The organism is Streptomyces sp. NPDC001020, assembly GCF_053599115.1.
In genome coordinates this window covers 124,412-139,545 of sequence record NZ_JBSFLQ010000005.1, presented here as the reverse complement: position 1 = coordinate 139,545, position 15,134 = coordinate 124,412, and the positions used below count along the sequence as shown (strand labels likewise).

Here is a 15,134-nt window from a genome sequence, read left to right as displayed (position 1 = left end):
CTGTGCCCCGCGGGATGACACACAGGTCACCCGCACGCGCCCGACGGTCGGCGTCCCGACGGCGAAAGCCCCGCCCAATTGGGGCGAATGCCACGGTGGGCCGGAGTCTGGCCCCGATTCACCACCCCTGGGTCATCACATGGCGCGATCCGCATTCCTATGATGGGCCCACGACACCGCGGGCCGCTGCGACCAGGCAGTCCGATGCGGTGCAGATGCGGCGCGATGGTGGAGGGGTCGATGACTCAGGGGGCCAGTCAGGGACCCGAGGCGGAGCGGACAGCGACGTTGCGCGACTTCCGGGTACCCGCGTACGTCCACGAGGCCGGTCCGTACGCGCAGAACACACCCCCCGACGAGGTCACCAACCCCGTGGCCACAGCGGAGTCGTACCCACACGGGTACTCCGACGAGTACACGCCCACCGAGCGCGATCTGCCGGTGATCAACCGCGGCGACACCCTCCAGGTGACCGTCGACCCGGCACCCGAGCCCGCCCCACAGCCCGCCGACGGGCCCGGTCCGCTGTTCGTCGTCGGGGACGTCCATGGCTATCTCGACGAGTTGATGACAGCGCTCCGGGAGAAGGGGCTCATCAACGCCGCAGGCCACTGGTCCGCGGGCACGACACGGCTGTGGTTCCTGGGCGACTTCACCGACCGTGGGCCCGACGGCATCGGCGTCATCGACCTGGTGATGAGGCTGTCCGCGGAAGCGGCCGCGGCCGGCGGCTACTGCAAGGCACTCATGGGCAACCACGAACTGCTGCTGCTCGGCGCCAAACGGTTCGGCGACACCCCCGTCAACTCCGGCGCGGGCACCGCCACCTTCCAGGCGGCCTGGCTGCTCAACGGTGGCCAGAAGAGCGACATGGACCGACTCCAGGACCACCACCTTCAGTGGATGGCCCGCCTGGACGCCGTCGAGAAGGCCGACGGGCATCTGCTGGTGCACTCGGACACCACGGCCTACCTCGACTACGGCGACTCCATCGAAGCGGTCAACGACACCATCCACGAGACACTCACGCGTAACGACCCGGACGAGGTCTGGGACCTCTTCCGGAAGCTCACCAAGCGCTTCTCCTTCCGCGATGAGGGCGGCGCCGACGCCGTACGGTCCCTGCTGGACACATACGGCGGTACGCGCATCGTCCACGGGCACAGCCCCATTCCTTATCTTCTGGGCGAGGTCGGCTCGGAGGACGGCGAGGACGGCTCGGGTCCATCGGTCGAGGGCCCGCACCTCTACGCGGACGGACTGGCGATCGCGATGGACGGTGGCGTGACCATGGCCGGAAAGCTGCTGGTCCAGCAACTCCCGCTGGATAGCTGAGCGTTCACTGGGCAAACGTCCCCCGACGGGGGACTGTCGAAGAACTGTGACGACCGGGGCAATTTCCGGAAACCCCCTGTCACCGTGTGCCGTCGCCGCTCTACCATCGGCTTATCCGTAGCAGGCTCCCCTCCGTTTCTGCCCGACGGCTCGTCAGCATGCCGAGCCCCAAGCCCTACGGAGCATCGGGGGATGCACATGAACAGCGTTCCGCAGCACCTGCTGAGCGAGGACCGCCAGGACTACGAGCGGATCCTCGATGAGGCGCTGCGCTCCGCCCCACACCGCCCTGAACCGACCGCTGTCGGAAAGCGTCTCAACCCCGAACAGTTGCGCACCCTGGCGCTGAACGCCACCGCCCTGATCACCGCGGCGGCAGCCACCGAGTACGAGCGCTATGTGAAGGCCCGCGAGGAACTGCGCCAGCCGGCGCCGTCGACCCCGGCCGTCCAGCAGAACACCACCGATTCCGCGGAATCGGACATGGACGGTCCGGGGCTCGCCGCCACTGTGGGAGAGGCCGCGGCGAGCGCCGGAGCCGGTGCCGTCGTCACAGTGCTCGCTCCTGTCCTCGCCGGTGCCGCCGCGGCGATCTTCCTGCTCGTGGGCTACATCCTCAGGATGGTCAACCCCGACCAGGCGTTCGCGAGGACCCTCCTGACCACCGGGTGGGTCTTCGGCGCGGTGACCGCGGCGGCGATCCTGGTCGCCGCGATCGGCCTGCTGCTGACCGCGCTACGCAACGGCTCCTCCAGTGAGGAAGCCATTGCCCGGGACGCGTTGGCGGCGGAAGTGGCCCGGACCAGGGAAGCCTGGCACGAGGCCCTGCTGGAGCGCGGCATCCTGCCGTTTCTCCGAGAGGCCCTCGCCAACCCGGGCACGCCCGCGATGCATGGGAAGGAGCCGGAACCGACCCCCAGCCGTATCCCGCACCTCGGCTATGACCGCCCGGGATTCAGCAGCCCGGAGAGTCACCCCACGACGGGCCCGCGCCCCCGCTTCACCAGCCCGGACTTCACCAGCCCGGACTTCGGAGGTCCGGAACACCAGCCGGAGTGACGGGCGCCGTCCGTCCACTGCCGGTGCCGCCACCAGGGGCGGTACCGGTACGTCCGGCGTGTGCTCGTGCGGGACGGTCACCTCCCATGTCCGCCGAACGTCCTCCGGCTTCCGGAGGACGAACAGAATTTCGGCCCGCACATCGAGCAGAGGTGGGCCGTATTGGCCGGCTCCGCCGGGAGTGTCTCGTCGTGGAAGTCGCAAGCCGTGGCCAGGTCGAGGGCCAGGTTGAACTGGACCTCCCAGTGGCACTCGAAGCGCGCGTCGTACAGGGCGTCGCCCCACTCCTGGGCGCCCAGGTCTTGTAGGGGACCGTTCTTCCTGAGCGGAGGCAGGCCTGCGTGCGTCCTTGATGGTCATGAGACCTACTCCCTACGCCGGCATTACCCGGCAACAGGTTCAGCGGTCGACGCAGCGGTTTCCGCCCGCGGATGTTCCACGTGAAACATCACGTTTGCACAGGTCAGTACGTTCACAGCCCTGGTTCATGCCTTCTTGCCATGACCGGGCAATGCCCACGAGCCAGCACCCCGCGTCTCACGGACGGACACAAAGGCGGTACACATTCGACCTCGCTGATACAGGGGGGCGAACCGTTACGGCAGCCGCCGCCCTGCGCAGCTCCGGCGAACCGTTACAGCGCCCATCGCGCTACACACCGGCGAAGCGTTACGGCGCCGTGCGTCGCGTCAGCCCGCGCTCTGTTCCTCCGCCAGGATCCGGTCCAGCACCTCGTCCAGATGCGCGTCGAAGCCAGAGAGCACGCCTTCCTGCCCCAGCGGCACCAGCTTGTCCGTGCGGTCGAGGAATGCCACGAGCGGCACCGCGCCAGACCGGAACAGAGCCTGGTCGGCGCCCACCTGGAGCCGGATCAGCACATCGCCGAACGTGTCCTGCTCGGCGGGCTGGATGTGCACGTCGCCGTCGCCGCATGGCCGACCCACTCCGTCGACCAGCAGCTCACGCCCGAACGCCCAGGTCACGGGCGCATCACCAGGAAGATGGAAGGTCAGCCGCACGGCATAGGGATCACACGTCTCGTAGCGCAGTCCCACCGGAATGCGAAACGAGAGCTCCTCCGAGACGAGAAAGCTCATCATGACCTCTGCCTGTACCGACTCGCGCATCGCCTACCCCGTCAGTTGCCATCGACTGGCCAGGAATCATCCCCCTGACACCTGCTGGAAGTTTGCTGAAAGTGCACTCCAGATCACAAGGCGTGAGTTTTCAGATGCTGATAGAGAGAGCGAGTGACCTCGAAGCCCTCCGCTCTCCGCCTGCAACTCGCGTGCGACGGACAGCAGTCGTTCGGCCTGGCGGGCGGGCGGGGAGAGGGCCATGGTGGCTGGCCCCGCCCCGACATTGAGGCGAATGGCGGCACAAACCGCCCCCAGCACGTACTTCCGGTCTTCGATGACGGGTTCCACCGGTCCCAGGCACTGCGGCCGTCGCGGGTCGGTACGGACGTCACACACCACAGAGGAGTGATCGCCCGAACGGGGTAATGGCCGAGAGGGCCCCGGCGGACCTCCTCGCCGGGCGGGGACAACAGCGCCGGCCGATCGCGTGGGCGTGCGTGCCCGGTATCAGGGAAGTCGGCCCGCTCCTCGACCGCTGGGGCAGGCCCCAGACGGACCGGGAAGTCGGCGACGCTGCGGACCTCGATCCCACCCCCGCGGTAGGTCACGTAGTGCGCGGCGCGTCGATCGGTTCACGCCATTGTGCGTGCGCTTCATTCACCATGCTGCGACGTCTTCTGCCGGGCGGCACCGCTGCTCAGCCGCTCGGCCGCCTCGCCGAGGAAGAACAGGCCCTTCTCGCGGCGCAGATAACCATCGTGGGTGAGGGTCCGCAGCAGGTGGTACGCCGTGGGGAGCGCCAGGCCGACCTCACGGGCCAGCTGTTTGGCAGGGGCCCCGTACGCGTGTTCGGCGACGGCTTCCAGCAGCCGCATCGCCCGCTGCACGGATCCGATGAGCGTGGTGGAGTGCGGTTGTACGGGGCGGAGGCAGGCCTCCGCTGGTGATGAGCGCGGCTGTAGGGGCGGGGCAGTGGAGACTGGCGGTGCGGTGCGGGCCGTGGCCAAGGATCACTCCCGGAGCGCGAGGGAGCCGCCCGTGCGGGGACACGGGAGGTGGGTGCGCCACGCGCGGCGCCGGCCGCGCGCCGAACTCGGACTCTAACGGTCCACCACCGCTCGCCGGCGGCCCCACCGGGAAAACTTCCCTCGCCCGAGCGAACCTCGGAATCCCGTTACCGCCCGCCCGTCACCGCTCCCCTGCGGCGCGCCGTTCCATGCCGGTGCGGCGACGCCTCGGCGCGCTCAGGGCAGGTCACCAGTCGCCGCGTGACGTTGAGCTCGACATGAACTTCCGTACGACGTAGATCAGTCCGCCGACGAGCGCGACGAAGAGCAGCACCTTGAAGAGCAGCGCCACGACGAAGCCGATGATGCTCGCTATGACGCTGCCGAACACGACCAGCGCGACGACCGGCACCGCGATCCACTTCACCCACCACGGCAAACTCGCGAAGATCTCTCGCATCGCCTTGTCCTTGTCTCTCCACCCGTCGCCTCACGTCCCGTTCGGAGGCTCTGCTGTCGGGCTCTTCAGTGTCCTGCCCTCGATGCTAGGTCCGACACGGGTCGGAAGGGGCGCCCCACACCCCTTGCCCTCCCCTGATCGTCCCCCTAGGGAACCCCGAGAAGGGCCTCAGCTCTCGGGCGGAGAGAACACCACCAGAACCCTCAGATCCTCGGTGATGTGGTGGAACTTGTGAGTGACCCCGGCGGGCACGTAGACGACGCTGCCGCGCGCGACCTGCGTGGTCTCCACGCCGACGGTGATCGCGGCGCGACCACTGACGACGAAGTACACCTCGTCCTGCTGGTGGGGTTTCTGGGGGTCCAAGGCACCCGCGTCAAGTGCGTACAGGCCCACCGACATGTTCCGCTCCCGCAGGAACTGCAGATAGGCCCCGTCGTTGGCGGCGCGCTCCGCCTCCAGTTCGTCCAGCCGGAATGCCTTCATCGCCCCTGGTTCCGCCCTTGCTCTCTACTGACCGGTGATCCCGTCTGCCACGATCAGACACATGAAGAATTTCGTAGTCAAGACGATCGCCAACGCGGGAGCTCTGGCCGTCGCCGTCGCGCTGCTCGACAAGATCACCCTGACGGGCTCAAGCACCGGCAAGAAGATCGGCACGCTCATCGTCGTCGCGCTGCTCTTCGGCCTGGTGAACTTTATGGTCAAGCCGATCGTGAAGGTGCTGACCTTCCCGCTGTTCATCCTGACGCTCGGCCTGATAACCCTGGTCGTCAACGCTCTGATGCTGCTGCTCACCTCCTGGATGGCAGGCAAGCTGGACCTGAGCTTCCATGTCGAGGGCTTCTGGACCGCCGTAGTGGGCGGTCTGATCGTCTCGATCGTCTCCTGGGCCCTGAACGTCGCGCTGCCCGACGGCAAGGATTGATCGAGTGAGCCGTATGTCCTATCGCGTCTGCTTCGTCTGCACCGGCAACATCTGCCGCTCCCCGATGGCCGAAGCCGTCTTCCGTGCACGCGTCGAGGAGGCTGGTCTCGACGACCTGGTCGAAGTCGACAGCGCCGGCACAGGCGGTTGGCACGAAGGGGACGGCGCCGATCCGCGTACCGTCGCCGTTCTTGGGGCGAACGGCTACGACAGCGACCACACCGCACGACAGTTTGATCGCTCCTGGTTCTCCCTCCTCGACCTCGTGATCGCCCTCGACTCCGGCCATCTCGAGGTCCTGCGCCGCCTGGCGCCCGGCCCGGAGGACGCGGCGAAGGTCCGGCTCCTGCGCTCGTACGACCCCACCGCGGACGACCTCGACGTTCCCGACCCTTATTACGGGGGAGTGGACGGTTTCGAGGAATGTCTTGAGATGGTGGAGGCGGCCAGCGCTGGCCTGCTCGCCGCGGTGAAAGAGCACGTGGAGGGGAAGGCAGCATGACAGCAGGGGATGGCAGCACGTCCGGCAGTCGGCCCGGTGACGGCACGCGCGCAGTAAGGGCGGGGCTGCCCGAGCCGGTCAAGTACGAGCCGACGCTGCCGGGTCCCGTCTTCGCCGCGCACTACCACCTGCCCGGTGAGCCGACGGGTCCGTACACCTACGGGCGTGACGAGAACCCCACCTGGACCCTTCTGGAGCGCGCCATCGGTGAGCTCGAGGCGCCCGGCCAAGACGGTGTCGAAACGCTCACCTTCGCCTCCGGCATGGCCGCGATCTCAGCGGTCCTCTTCTCCCAGCTGCGCGCCGGCGACACCGTGGTACTGCCAGGCGACGGCTACCAGGTACTTCCCTTGGTCTGCGAGCAGCTGACCGCGTACGGCATCGCGGTGCGCACCGCGCCAACCGGTGCCGACGCCCAGCTAGGCGTCCTCGACGGCGCGAAGCTGCTGTGGATCGAGACTCCCTCGAACCCCGGACTGGACGTCTGCGACGTGCGCCGGCTCGTTGCTGCAGCGCACGCACAAGGCACCCTGGTCGCCGTCGACAACACCTTGGCGACCCCGTTCGGCCAGCGCCCCCTGGAGCTGGGCGCCGACTTCTCCGTGGCCAGCGGCACCAAGATGCTCACCGGGCACGGGGACCTCCTGCTCGGCTACGTGGTGTCCCGGAATGCCGGAGCCATGACCTCCGTACGACGTTGGCGAAAGATCGTCGGGGCCGTCCCGGGTCCCATGGAGGCTTGGCTCGCGCACCGCTCACTGGCCACCCTCCAGCTACGTGCCGACCGGCAGACCGCCAACGCGCTCGCGGTCGCCGAGGCGCTGCGAGGCCGGTCCGAGGTGAGCGGGCTGCGGTATCCGGGCCTGCCCGACGACCCCTCCCACACCATCGCTGCGCAGCAGATGCGCCGATTCGGATGCGTGGTGTCGTTCACGTTGTCCACACGCGCGCGTGCCGACCGTTTCCTGGACGCGTTGCACTGCGTCGATGAGGCAACGAGTTTCGGAGGCGTACGATCCACCGCCGAGCGGCGTGGACGCTGGGGCGGTGACGCGGTGCCGGAGGGCTTCATCCGCTTCTCGGCGGGCGCCGAGGACCCCGAGGACCTGGTGGCCGATGTGCTGCGCGCGCTCGACAAGTCGGCGCAATGACCACGCCTCTGGGATCCGTTCTCCGGACGGCGGACGGCGGACGGTCCGAGCCTCCCCCCTCGTGGCTCGGACCGCCCCGGTTCTGCGCGCGAAGAACCGTGCGACCTAGGCTAGTTGACTCTGTGTCAGTGTCCAATCACAGTAGCGACAGAGGCCTATCGACTTATTTATAGTTGGGCGCGGCTGGGGGTGCGGGGAGGGGAGGAAGCACCATGGATGTGGCCCTGCTGCGCACCTTCGTGACCGTACACAGGGCCGGCTCCTTCACCCGCGCCGCGGCACTGCTCGGCCTCTCACAGCCGGCCGTGACCTCCCAGATCCGCACCCTGGAACGGCAGCTCGGCCGTCCCCTCTTCCTGCGCCAAGCCCGCGGCGTGACCCCCACGACCATCGGCGATGAACTCGCGCACAAGGCCGCTCCCCATCTCGACGCCCTCGTGGAGATCGCCGAGACGGGAATCGACGAGCACACGTCGCTGCGCACCCTTCATCTCGCAGGTCCCCCCGAATTCACCGCCGAGCGCGCCCTGCCCGCACTTGCCGAACTGACCGACGACGACGGCCAGGGGCTTGCGCTGCGCGCCTCTTTCGGGAACGCCGACGAAACACTGGAGGGGCTCGCCGCCGGACATCATGACCTGGCCATCACCACGACCCGGCCGCGCGGCGCCCTGCTCACCGCGACGCCCCTCTGCGACGAGGAACACGTCCTGGTCGCCGCCCCGCGCTGGGCGTCCGCTATCGACCCCGGCAAGCTGCGCCGTATGAGTGCACACGCGCTGGATGACCTCCCGGTGGTCGAGGTGCACGAGTCGCTCCCGTTCGTCGCCCGCTACTGGGCGTCCGTCTTCGACTCCCGTCCGGCTGCCTCCGGCACCGTCGTCGTCCCCGATCTGCGTGCGGTCCTCGCCTGCGCCGCCACCGGCGCAGGGCTCGCCGTGCTGCCGCGCTATCTCTGCGCCCCCGCACTGGACCGAGGCGATGTGGTGGCCCTCCATGAACCAGCGGTACCCCCGCTGAGGACGTACTTTCTCGTGGTCCGGACGGGCACGATGGCCATGCCGCACATAGCTCGGGCGCACGAGTGGCTGCTGCGGACGGCGGCGGACTGGAGCTGATCGCCGAACGGCCGACGGTGCGGTGCTTTCGCTCGATGTCCACCGCGCCTGTGGGCCACCAGGAGGCGGCTCGCTGAGCCCACTGGGGTTTCGACGCCATGTGGGGTTTGCGATGTTTCACGTGGAACACGCTGGGCCACATTTCACCCATGACCGTTCGCCCCGTGGTCAAGCGCACCGCCCGCGCCATTCTGCTCGATGGTGACGACCTGATCCTGATCAAGAGGACCAAGCCCGGCGTCGATCCCTACTGGCTCACACCAGGTGGCGGGGTCGAGGAGTCGGACACGACCGTCGTCGATGCACTCCACCGCGAAGTACACGAGGAACTCGGCGCCAAGATCACCGATGTGGTGCCCTGCTTCGTGGACACCGTCGAGCACATCGGCAAGGACGGCGGCGCAACCGGTGTGAAGGTCCAGCACTTTTTCGTCTGTCGCCTCGAGTCCATGGATGAGAGCCTGCGGCACGGCCCGGAGGTGGAGGAGCCCGCCGGCGGATACGAGATCGTGCGGGTCCCCTTCACTCGGGTCGGCATCGCGTCCGTTCATCTCGTTCCGCTGTCGTTGCGGCACTACCTCGACGGGAACATTGAGGGCGTACGGGCCATGCACGCGCCCGACCTCGGCTGACACCCGGACGGAAGCGTCCCTCTGCGGGGCCGGGCCCCTACGGTGACCAGTGGCTCCACCGCGTCGTGGCGAATCCGCTCCAACAGGATGCCGATAAGCCGGAGCTGCCGCACCTGATCACTCCTGGAGGGCCCGCCCTCTCACTTACCAGGCGTGACGCACCAGTTCATAGGCATCCCACAGATCCTGTCCGACATAGACGTGGGTCGCCCGGTCCGCCAAGTGCTGGTCCGCATTGACCGCGACCGATACCGACACCGCATCGAACAGGTCCCTGTCCGACAGCGAGTCACCATAGGCAACGCAATCGGCACGCCGAACGCCGAACTCCGCGCAGAGCCGGTCCGTGATCCGCACCTTGGCGGCGGCGCTGAGAATCCCCGCCGGATCCACCGGCTCCGTGAAGGGCAGCACAGGAAAACGCGATCCGTACGCCGCATGCGCACCCCACAGCGTGAGCCGCTTCACGAAGAAGGAAGGAGAGAGCGAGATGACGGCGCAGTAGTCACCGTCCTCACGGATCGCGGTCCACACCTCTTCGATACGGGACAGCCAGGGGGCAGCCGCGAAAGCCGCTGCCACATGCGCGTCCGTGAGCCGCGACCAGAGGGCATGCACCTGTGTTGCGTACTCCGGGGGTCCGATGTCTCCGGCCGCGATCGCCCGCTCCAGCATCACAGTCTCGGCTTCCAAGCCGAGTTGCCGTGAGATCTCCAACGGCGCGGTCGTCCGGTGCAGCAACGTACCGTCGAGATCGAAGAGATGAAGTCTCGCCATGTTCGAGGAGGCTAGCGGCCTCTTCCGCTGTCGGCACAGCGAGTTCCTGGATGCCGTCCAGCCGTGACCGGTCATCAGCCGGGCGCCGAACGGTCACGCTCAGGCCGCTCGTTGTTTCACGTGAAACGCCTGCCCTCCTGTTCTGTGGTCGCATGACATGGCCAAAAGCCGGTGCGTTGGTCCGCAATCGAGTGGACGCCACTGCCTCATGTCAGACAGCCTGACCTGCGTGTCGACACCTTCCCTAGCTGCTCTGCCCATCCGTCGCCTGACGCCCCGTGATCTCCATGCCTGTGCTGACCTGTCCGAAGACCGGGGCTGGCCCCGCGAGGAGCACAAGTGGGGGCTTCTCCTAGCCGCGGGAAAGGGGTACGGCATCGACGACCCCGAGGGTGGCCTCATCACCGTCTGCGTCGTGACCGAGTACGGGTCCCGGTACCGTCCGGAACTGGGGGCCATCGGCATGGTGCTCGTCGCCGAACGGCACGCCCGTCAGGGCGTCGGCCGGCGACTGATGCGGCATGTATTCGCGGAGTTGGGCGCCACACCCCTCACGCTGTACGCAACCCCGTACGGCCGTCCTCTGTACGAGGAACTCGGCTTCAAGGTCATCGGCAGTTCCGAGATGCTGCGTGGGCACTTCACGGCGGATGGACCGTCCCCCACCGTTGCCACCCGCGCAGCCACTGCCGAGGACCTTGCCACCCTCGTCCGGCTCGACGAGGAGATCTTCGGCGTCGATCGCACACATGTGATCACGCGACTACCCGCATTCGCCGACCAGTTGCGGGTCGCAGAGGAGAACGGGCGGATCATCGGGTACGCGGCCGCCTGGCCCAACATGGACACCCATGTCGTGGGCCCGCTCATCGCTCGCGACACGGAGACGGCGAAGGCACTCGTCGCGTCCCTGGCCGCCCGCACCGACCGACCGCTGCGCACCGACGTCGATGTACGGCACGAAGAACTGCTGACGTGGCTGAAGGGTCATGGTCTCGCCTCCGTCACCTTCAACGCGGTGATGACGTATGGCATCCCGGACCTGCCCGGTGACTGGACGCAGCGCTTCGCACCGGTGACGGTGGCGGCGAGCTGACCCTGCGCCGACATGACAACCGCGTGCCGCTGATGTCGAGGCACGTCGTCGGTCGGCCGGGATACGGCGGTTTCACTCAGTGCGAGGCGCTCTACGACGCGGCGACGAATCCCGAATCGACGCTGCCGATCCGTGGGGACATGTCCGTGAGTCTGCCGGTTTGTTGTGGCACTGGTGTCCTGTCCGGGGGCAGCCGTACAGCCTGGTCACGGCCCATACGCAGGGGAGCGTTTCCCCGTAAGGTGCAAACATGGGAGATCTAGAGATACGGCCTGCCGTCGCGGATGATGTACCGGCGATCGTCGCCATGCTCGCCGACGACCCGCTCGGCGCCCAACGTGAGTCCCCGGACGACCTGACTCCATATCTGAGCGCGCTGGACAGGCTGAGCTGCGATCCGAACCAGCACCTCATGGTCGCCGTACGCGAAGGGCGTGTCGTCGGTACCCTCCAGCTCACGATCATCCCGGGACTGTCCCGCAAGGGTGCGACCCGATCGCTCATCGAGGCCGTGCGTATCCATGCCGACGAGCGGGGCAGCGGCCTCGGGACACAGCTCATCGAGTGGTCGGTCGACGAATCTCGGCGCCAGGGATGCCAGTTGGTACAGCTGACATCCGACGCAAGCCGCACCGACGCGCATCGCTTCTACGAGCGTTTGGGCTTCAAGGCGTCGCATCTCGGTTTCAAGCTGTCGCTCTGACACTGCTCACCAACAAAGGGGCATGTTTCACGAGAAACATGCCCCTTTCGACGGTGGCGCAGCCTATCGGATTCCGCGCCACCCTTCCGGGTCCACGCCGCCGGGCACAGGAGCCCCTTCGTCGTAGGGCTGACGCGTGAACACGAACGACCCCAGATCCAGATGACTCACTGATCCATCCGGCCGTCGCACTGCCTTCAGAAGCTCCCCCGCGTAGTAGCCGTCAAGCCCGGTCCAGGTGCCATCTCCGTTGGACCGCAGGTGCGAGCGACGGCCCACGCCGGAGAGCGGCTCCAGAGAGACTCCCCCGTCCAGGGTCAGGCGCAGCGCGTACCCCTGCGTCCCCCAGTACCACTGCCCCGCCAGCTCCAGCACCGTCCGGTCCACATCGGGCAGCGGTCGCCACGGCTCGGGGATCCGGGGTTCCGCCTCGGCCACGATGCCAACGAGATCGGCGGCGACGGCGGCGAGCAGCGCCCCGGAGGTGCAGTTGGCCAGCACGACGGCCGCCACGTCGTCCTCGACGCTGAAGGTGAGGCTCGCGAGAAAGCCGGGGAGGGAGCCGGTATGCCCGACGAGGGGGCGACCGTCCCGGTGCCGTATCTCCAGACCGAGGCAGTAGGCATAACCGCCCGCCACATCCACGGCCTCTGGCGGCGCAGCGGGTGTACGCATCTCCTGGACGGACTCCGCACACAGCACCCGATCGTCACCCCGGGAGAGGAAGACGGCAAAGCGCGCCAGGTCGCCTGTGGTTGACCACAGTTGACCGGCGGGTGCCATTCGGCCCAGGTCCTCGGCGGGCTCCGGCAGCATCACATCCGCCCACGGATGCACGGCCCAGCCGCCGGCGTGCGGCGTCTGCGGCCGGCTACTCGTGCGATGCAACCCCAGCGGCTCGAGCACCTCACGCTGCAGAACATCCTCCCAGGGAGCCCCGCGAACCTCTTCGACCAGCGCGCCCAGGAGTGCGTAGCCGGGGTTGGAGTAGTGGAACCTGCGACCGACCGGGTGCCGCAGGGGCTGCTCGCCCAGTACATCCGAGAGTTCGGGGCGCAGCGTGCCGGGGGTACGCTCCCACCACGGCGCGGGCGACTCGGCCGCAAGACCGCCCGTATGTGCAAGAAGCTCGGCAATGGTGGCCTCCCCCGCACCGGTGCCGGGCAGATGCTTCTCCAGCGGGTCGCCTAGGTCCAGGAGGCCCTCGTCACGCAGCCGCAACACAAGGACCGCGGTGAAGGTCTTGGTGATCGAGCCGATCCGGTACTGCACGTTCTCGTCCGGGGCTTGGCCGTCCACGCAGGTGCGGGAACCGTGCCACACCGTCTGCCCGTCCCGGACGACCGCCGCCACCAGTGACGGCGACCGCCCTTCGGCCTGAGCCACGGCGATGCGGTGCAGCAGAGCCCGGCGCGTGGCAGGAAGCAGCTCTTCCTGATGTGTCGTCATGGGACCAGTCCACCCGACCACGCATCTCACGTCGAGCCAAATACCCGGTCGCGCTCGCCCGAGCGACGGCAGGTGCTTCCGTTTCGCTCTGCTGAACTGAGGTTGTGACCCCGGCTTCCCCAGCTGTTTCGGCTTGGCATCCGCCGGACGTCTCGAATGCGCGCAGCTCCTCGCCGCCTGTGGTCACTTACCCAGTTCAACCGGTGGCCGGTCAGGCGTACTCGGGCGTCATGGCAGCCGCCATCTTCAGGTGCAGAGCAGCCTGGTCGTGCTTTCCCAAGCGCTGGAGGGTGCGGCCGAGCATGAGCCGCGCATAGGAGTCGTCCGGCGCGTCGTTGACCAGCTGCTCCAGCACGTCACGAGCGCGCGACAGCTGGGCGGAGTGGAAGTAGCTGCGAGCCGCGATGCGGCGGACGTTCAGGTCGTCCGCATGCTCGTCGAGCAATGGCCTCAGCAGGGCGAGGGCGCCGAGGGGGTCGTGTTGGTCCAGCAGGGACTCGGCCCAGCGCAACCGCTGGACCTCCTCCGGCATCTCGCGCCCGCGGTCACCTCCGGCGAGAAAGGCCGCGATCACCTCGGGCGACTGGGCGCCGGCCAGCGCCCGGTCACCGACCACGATCGTCGGCGATGTCGCGATGCCTCGAGCTTTGCTTGTCAGAACGAGTTCCCGCACCTCTCGGTCGCCCGCGTCGGAGTCCAGCAGCTCCGCCCCCTCGGCGAATCCGGAGCGCATGGCGACCATCTTGAGGCGGCGGCGGTCGCTGATGTCGTCGCCGTCGATGAAGTGCGCCTTCATCACCTGCTCGGCCACCTCGTTCTGCAGCGCGGCGCCGCCGTGCTCCCGGGCCAGGTAAAGCATCCGATGGGCGTCGTGGCTGCTGGCCCGCCAGACCGCTCCCCACTGCGACCCCAGTCCTTCGTCCGCCGCGATCCGGGAGACACGGACCCGGTTCTCCGCCGGAGACAGCCCCGGCGAGCACTGCTGCAACGCGGCGTCCACCAGCGGATCGCGATATGCCTCCTCGATGGGAGTCGCCTTGTCCGGCGTGGTCGGGTCGATGCGGAACGGACGCCAGACCACCTCAGCCCCGGCATCGGCGAGTGCCGTACTGGCCAGCGCCTTCTCCAGACGCCGCTTGCCGAGGTATGCCCATGCGCAGACCACGTCTGCCCAGATCTCGATTCGCATGAACGAAACCTTAATCAACAACTGTTGATTAGTAAATCGACAACTGTCGGTTAGTGTGAGGTCATGAACCTGGACGATCCCCGCGCCCAGCGCAGTCGGGCCCAGCTGCGGACCGCGATCCTTGAGCTCGCCGCGGCCAAGGATCCCGCCGTTATCACCATGTCGGAGGTCGCCAAGCACGCCGGCGTGAACCGAGCCACCGTCTATCAGCACTTCCCCGACGTGAACGCACTTGTGACGGATGCCATGGAAGACGCGATGGCGCATGTGACGCGTACGGCAGCTCTGTGTCCTCTCGACGCGCCTCGCGATGTCGTGCCCCAGCCGCTGAACGACCTGTTCGAGCACGTCCTCGACAATGCGGCTCTGTACAGACGCATGCTGGGCGCCCAGGGAAGCGCTCTGTTCGCCGCACGCATGCGGGAACGGCTGACCACGGAACTCGTCGCCTCGTTCCGCGAAGGGCGCTGTCCCGCCGGATTCGATGACGTACCGGACGAGGTGCATGCCGCCTATCTGGCCGGCGCCTTGATCGGCGTGATCGCCACCTGGATCACGCAGAACGCCCCGGTGTCCGCACCGGAGACGGCCCTCGCCTTCTGGAGGCTGTTCCGGCGCTGACTTCGCAACGGCCCGCCGCGCCGGTGCC

Annotated in this window: 16 protein-coding genes and 2 pseudogenes; 10 read left to right on the top strand and 8 right to left on the bottom strand. The window is 67.8% G+C overall.

Annotated elements, in window-relative coordinates; genetic code table 11:
• Positions 1-225: 225 nt before the first annotated feature.
• Together ACWDEX_RS06275 and ACWDEX_RS06270 are read left to right on the top strand one after the other, a co-directional pair.
• On the top strand, positions 226-1,335 hold the full coding sequence (locus ACWDEX_RS06275; RefSeq protein ID WP_450462035.1) for a metallophosphoesterase: 1,110 nt from the start codon (positions 226-228) through the stop codon (positions 1,333-1,335).
• 192 nt (positions 1,336-1,527) lie between these two features.
• Complete coding sequence (locus ACWDEX_RS06270) at positions 1,528-2,394, top strand: hypothetical protein (RefSeq protein ID WP_450462034.1); 867 nt, start codon at positions 1,528-1,530, stop codon at positions 2,392-2,394.
• An 89-nt stretch (positions 2,395-2,483) separates the two neighbouring features.
• Here ACWDEX_RS06270 and ACWDEX_RS06265 read toward each other — a convergent pair.
• The 5 genes and pseudogenes from ACWDEX_RS06265 to ACWDEX_RS06245 all read right to left on the bottom strand — a co-directional run.
• A pseudogene (locus ACWDEX_RS06265) lies at positions 2,484-2,690 on the bottom strand (phosphomethylpyrimidine synthase ThiC); the annotation flags it as partial.
• 393 nt (positions 2,691-3,083) lie between these two features.
• Positions 3,084-3,521 (bottom strand): SsgA family sporulation/cell division regulator, encoded by a 438-nt coding sequence (locus ACWDEX_RS06260; RefSeq protein WP_450462033.1) that lies wholly within the window; start codon positions 3,519-3,521, stop codon positions 3,084-3,086.
• Between the two features lie 100 nt (positions 3,522-3,621).
• Positions 3,622-4,348 (bottom strand): annotated as a pseudogene (locus ACWDEX_RS06255) (helix-turn-helix domain-containing protein).
• Positions 4,349-4,727: 379 nt separating this feature from the next.
• Complete coding sequence (locus ACWDEX_RS06250) at positions 4,728-4,940, bottom strand: DUF5326 family protein (RefSeq protein WP_450462032.1); 213 nt, start codon at positions 4,938-4,940, stop codon at positions 4,728-4,730.
• A 168-nt stretch (positions 4,941-5,108) separates the two neighbouring features.
• Complete coding sequence (locus ACWDEX_RS06245; RefSeq protein WP_450462031.1) at positions 5,109-5,426, bottom strand: cupin domain-containing protein; 318 nt, start codon at positions 5,424-5,426, stop codon at positions 5,109-5,111.
• 61 nt (positions 5,427-5,487) lie between these two features.
• Between ACWDEX_RS06245 and ACWDEX_RS06240 the strand changes: the two genes are divergently transcribed.
• The 5 genes from ACWDEX_RS06240 (at position 5,488) to ACWDEX_RS06220 (ending at position 9,271) form a co-directional block, all read left to right on the top strand.
• A complete protein-coding gene (locus ACWDEX_RS06240) occupies positions 5,488-5,868 on the top strand; it encodes a phage holin family protein (protein ID WP_450462030.1) in 381 nt (126 codons plus the stop codon).
• 13 nt (positions 5,869-5,881) lie between these two features.
• Positions 5,882-6,370, top strand: coding sequence for a low molecular weight protein-tyrosine-phosphatase (locus ACWDEX_RS06235; protein ID WP_450462149.1), 489 nt, complete (start codon positions 5,882-5,884; stop codon positions 6,368-6,370).
• On the top strand, positions 6,367-7,521 hold the full coding sequence (locus ACWDEX_RS06230) for a cystathionine gamma-lyase (protein WP_450462029.1): 1,155 nt from the start codon (positions 6,367-6,369) through the stop codon (positions 7,519-7,521). Before ACWDEX_RS06235 ends, ACWDEX_RS06230 begins: the two co-directional genes overlap by 4 nt.
• A gap of 212 nt (positions 7,522-7,733) precedes the next feature.
• A complete protein-coding gene (locus ACWDEX_RS06225; protein WP_450462028.1) occupies positions 7,734-8,639 on the top strand; it encodes a LysR family transcriptional regulator in 906 nt (301 codons plus the stop codon).
• A 149-nt stretch (positions 8,640-8,788) separates the two neighbouring features.
• Positions 8,789-9,271 (top strand): NUDIX domain-containing protein, encoded by a 483-nt coding sequence (locus tag ACWDEX_RS06220; RefSeq protein WP_450462027.1) that lies wholly within the window; start codon positions 8,789-8,791, stop codon positions 9,269-9,271.
• 144 nt (positions 9,272-9,415) lie between these two features.
• On the opposite strand, the gene ACWDEX_RS06215 is transcribed toward ACWDEX_RS06220, so the two are convergent.
• The gene (locus ACWDEX_RS06215) at positions 9,416-10,048 is read right to left on the bottom strand and encodes an HAD family hydrolase (protein WP_450462026.1); all 633 of its coding nucleotides are present in this window, start codon (positions 10,046-10,048) and stop codon (positions 9,416-9,418) included.
• Positions 10,049-10,277: 229 nt separating this feature from the next.
• Here ACWDEX_RS06215 and ACWDEX_RS06210 point away from each other — a divergent pair, with 229 nt between their 5' ends.
• A complete protein-coding gene (locus ACWDEX_RS06210) occupies positions 10,278-11,144 on the top strand; it encodes a GNAT family N-acetyltransferase (RefSeq protein WP_450462024.1) in 867 nt (288 codons plus the stop codon).
• Positions 11,145-11,394: 250 nt separating this feature from the next.
• Positions 11,395-11,847 carry an N-acetyltransferase family protein gene (locus tag ACWDEX_RS06205; RefSeq protein ID WP_450462023.1) on the top strand — a complete coding sequence of 151 codons (453 nt, stop codon included), beginning with the start codon at positions 11,395-11,397 and terminating at the stop codon, positions 11,845-11,847.
• Positions 11,848-11,910: 63 nt separating this feature from the next.
• Here ACWDEX_RS06205 and ACWDEX_RS06200 read toward each other — a convergent pair whose 3' ends face one another.
• Both ACWDEX_RS06200 and ACWDEX_RS06195 read right to left on the bottom strand, forming a co-directional pair.
• Positions 11,911-13,296: a serine hydrolase domain-containing protein gene (locus ACWDEX_RS06200; RefSeq protein ID WP_450462022.1), complete on the bottom strand. Its 1,386-nt coding sequence runs from the start codon at positions 13,294-13,296 to the stop codon at positions 11,911-11,913.
• A gap of 211 nt (positions 13,297-13,507) precedes the next feature.
• The gene (locus tag ACWDEX_RS06195) at positions 13,508-14,485 is read right to left on the bottom strand and encodes a DsbA family protein (protein WP_450462021.1); all 978 of its coding nucleotides are present in this window, start codon (positions 14,483-14,485) and stop codon (positions 13,508-13,510) included.
• Positions 14,486-14,548: 63 nt separating this feature from the next.
• Between ACWDEX_RS06195 and ACWDEX_RS06190 the strand changes: the two genes are divergently transcribed.
• Complete coding sequence (locus tag ACWDEX_RS06190; RefSeq protein ID WP_450462020.1) at positions 14,549-15,106, top strand: TetR/AcrR family transcriptional regulator; 558 nt, start codon at positions 14,549-14,551, stop codon at positions 15,104-15,106.
• Positions 15,107-15,134 lie beyond the last annotated feature (28 nt).

Bases quoted from the DNA above. Each gene is read 5' to 3' on its own strand.
- ACWDEX_RS06275 (WP_450462035.1), top strand. From the start codon at position 226: ATGGTGGAGGGGTCGATGACTCAGGGGGCCAGTCAGGGACCCGAGGCG.
- ACWDEX_RS06190 (WP_450462020.1), top strand. From the start codon at position 14,549: ATGAACCTGGACGATCCCCGCGCCCAGCGCAGTCGGGCCCAGCTGCGG.
- ACWDEX_RS06220 (WP_450462027.1), top strand. From the start codon at position 8,789: ATGACCGTTCGCCCCGTGGTCAAGCGCACCGCCCGCGCCATTCTGCTC.
- ACWDEX_RS06240 (WP_450462030.1), top strand. From the start codon at position 5,488: ATGAAGAATTTCGTAGTCAAGACGATCGCCAACGCGGGAGCTCTGGCC.
- ACWDEX_RS06235 (WP_450462149.1), top strand. From the start codon at position 5,882: ATGTCCTATCGCGTCTGCTTCGTCTGCACCGGCAACATCTGCCGCTCC.
- ACWDEX_RS06270 (WP_450462034.1), top strand. From the start codon at position 1,528: ATGCACATGAACAGCGTTCCGCAGCACCTGCTGAGCGAGGACCGCCAG.
- ACWDEX_RS06195 (WP_450462021.1), bottom strand. From the start codon at position 14,485: ATGCGAATCGAGATCTGGGCAGACGTGGTCTGCGCATGGGCATACCTC.
- ACWDEX_RS06245 (WP_450462031.1), bottom strand. From the start codon at position 5,426: ATGAAGGCATTCCGGCTGGACGAACTGGAGGCGGAGCGCGCCGCCAAC.
- ACWDEX_RS06230 (WP_450462029.1), top strand. From the start codon at position 6,367: ATGACAGCAGGGGATGGCAGCACGTCCGGCAGTCGGCCCGGTGACGGC.
- ACWDEX_RS06200 (WP_450462022.1), bottom strand. From the start codon at position 13,296: ATGACGACACATCAGGAAGAGCTGCTTCCTGCCACGCGCCGGGCTCTG.
- ACWDEX_RS06205 (WP_450462023.1), top strand. From the start codon at position 11,395: ATGGGAGATCTAGAGATACGGCCTGCCGTCGCGGATGATGTACCGGCG.
- ACWDEX_RS06260 (WP_450462033.1), bottom strand. From the start codon at position 3,521: ATGCGCGAGTCGGTACAGGCAGAGGTCATGATGAGCTTTCTCGTCTCG.
- ACWDEX_RS06225 (WP_450462028.1), top strand. From the start codon at position 7,734: ATGGATGTGGCCCTGCTGCGCACCTTCGTGACCGTACACAGGGCCGGC.
- ACWDEX_RS06250 (WP_450462032.1), bottom strand. From the start codon at position 4,940: ATGCGAGAGATCTTCGCGAGTTTGCCGTGGTGGGTGAAGTGGATCGCG.
- ACWDEX_RS06215 (WP_450462026.1), bottom strand. From the start codon at position 10,048: ATGGCGAGACTTCATCTCTTCGATCTCGACGGTACGTTGCTGCACCGG.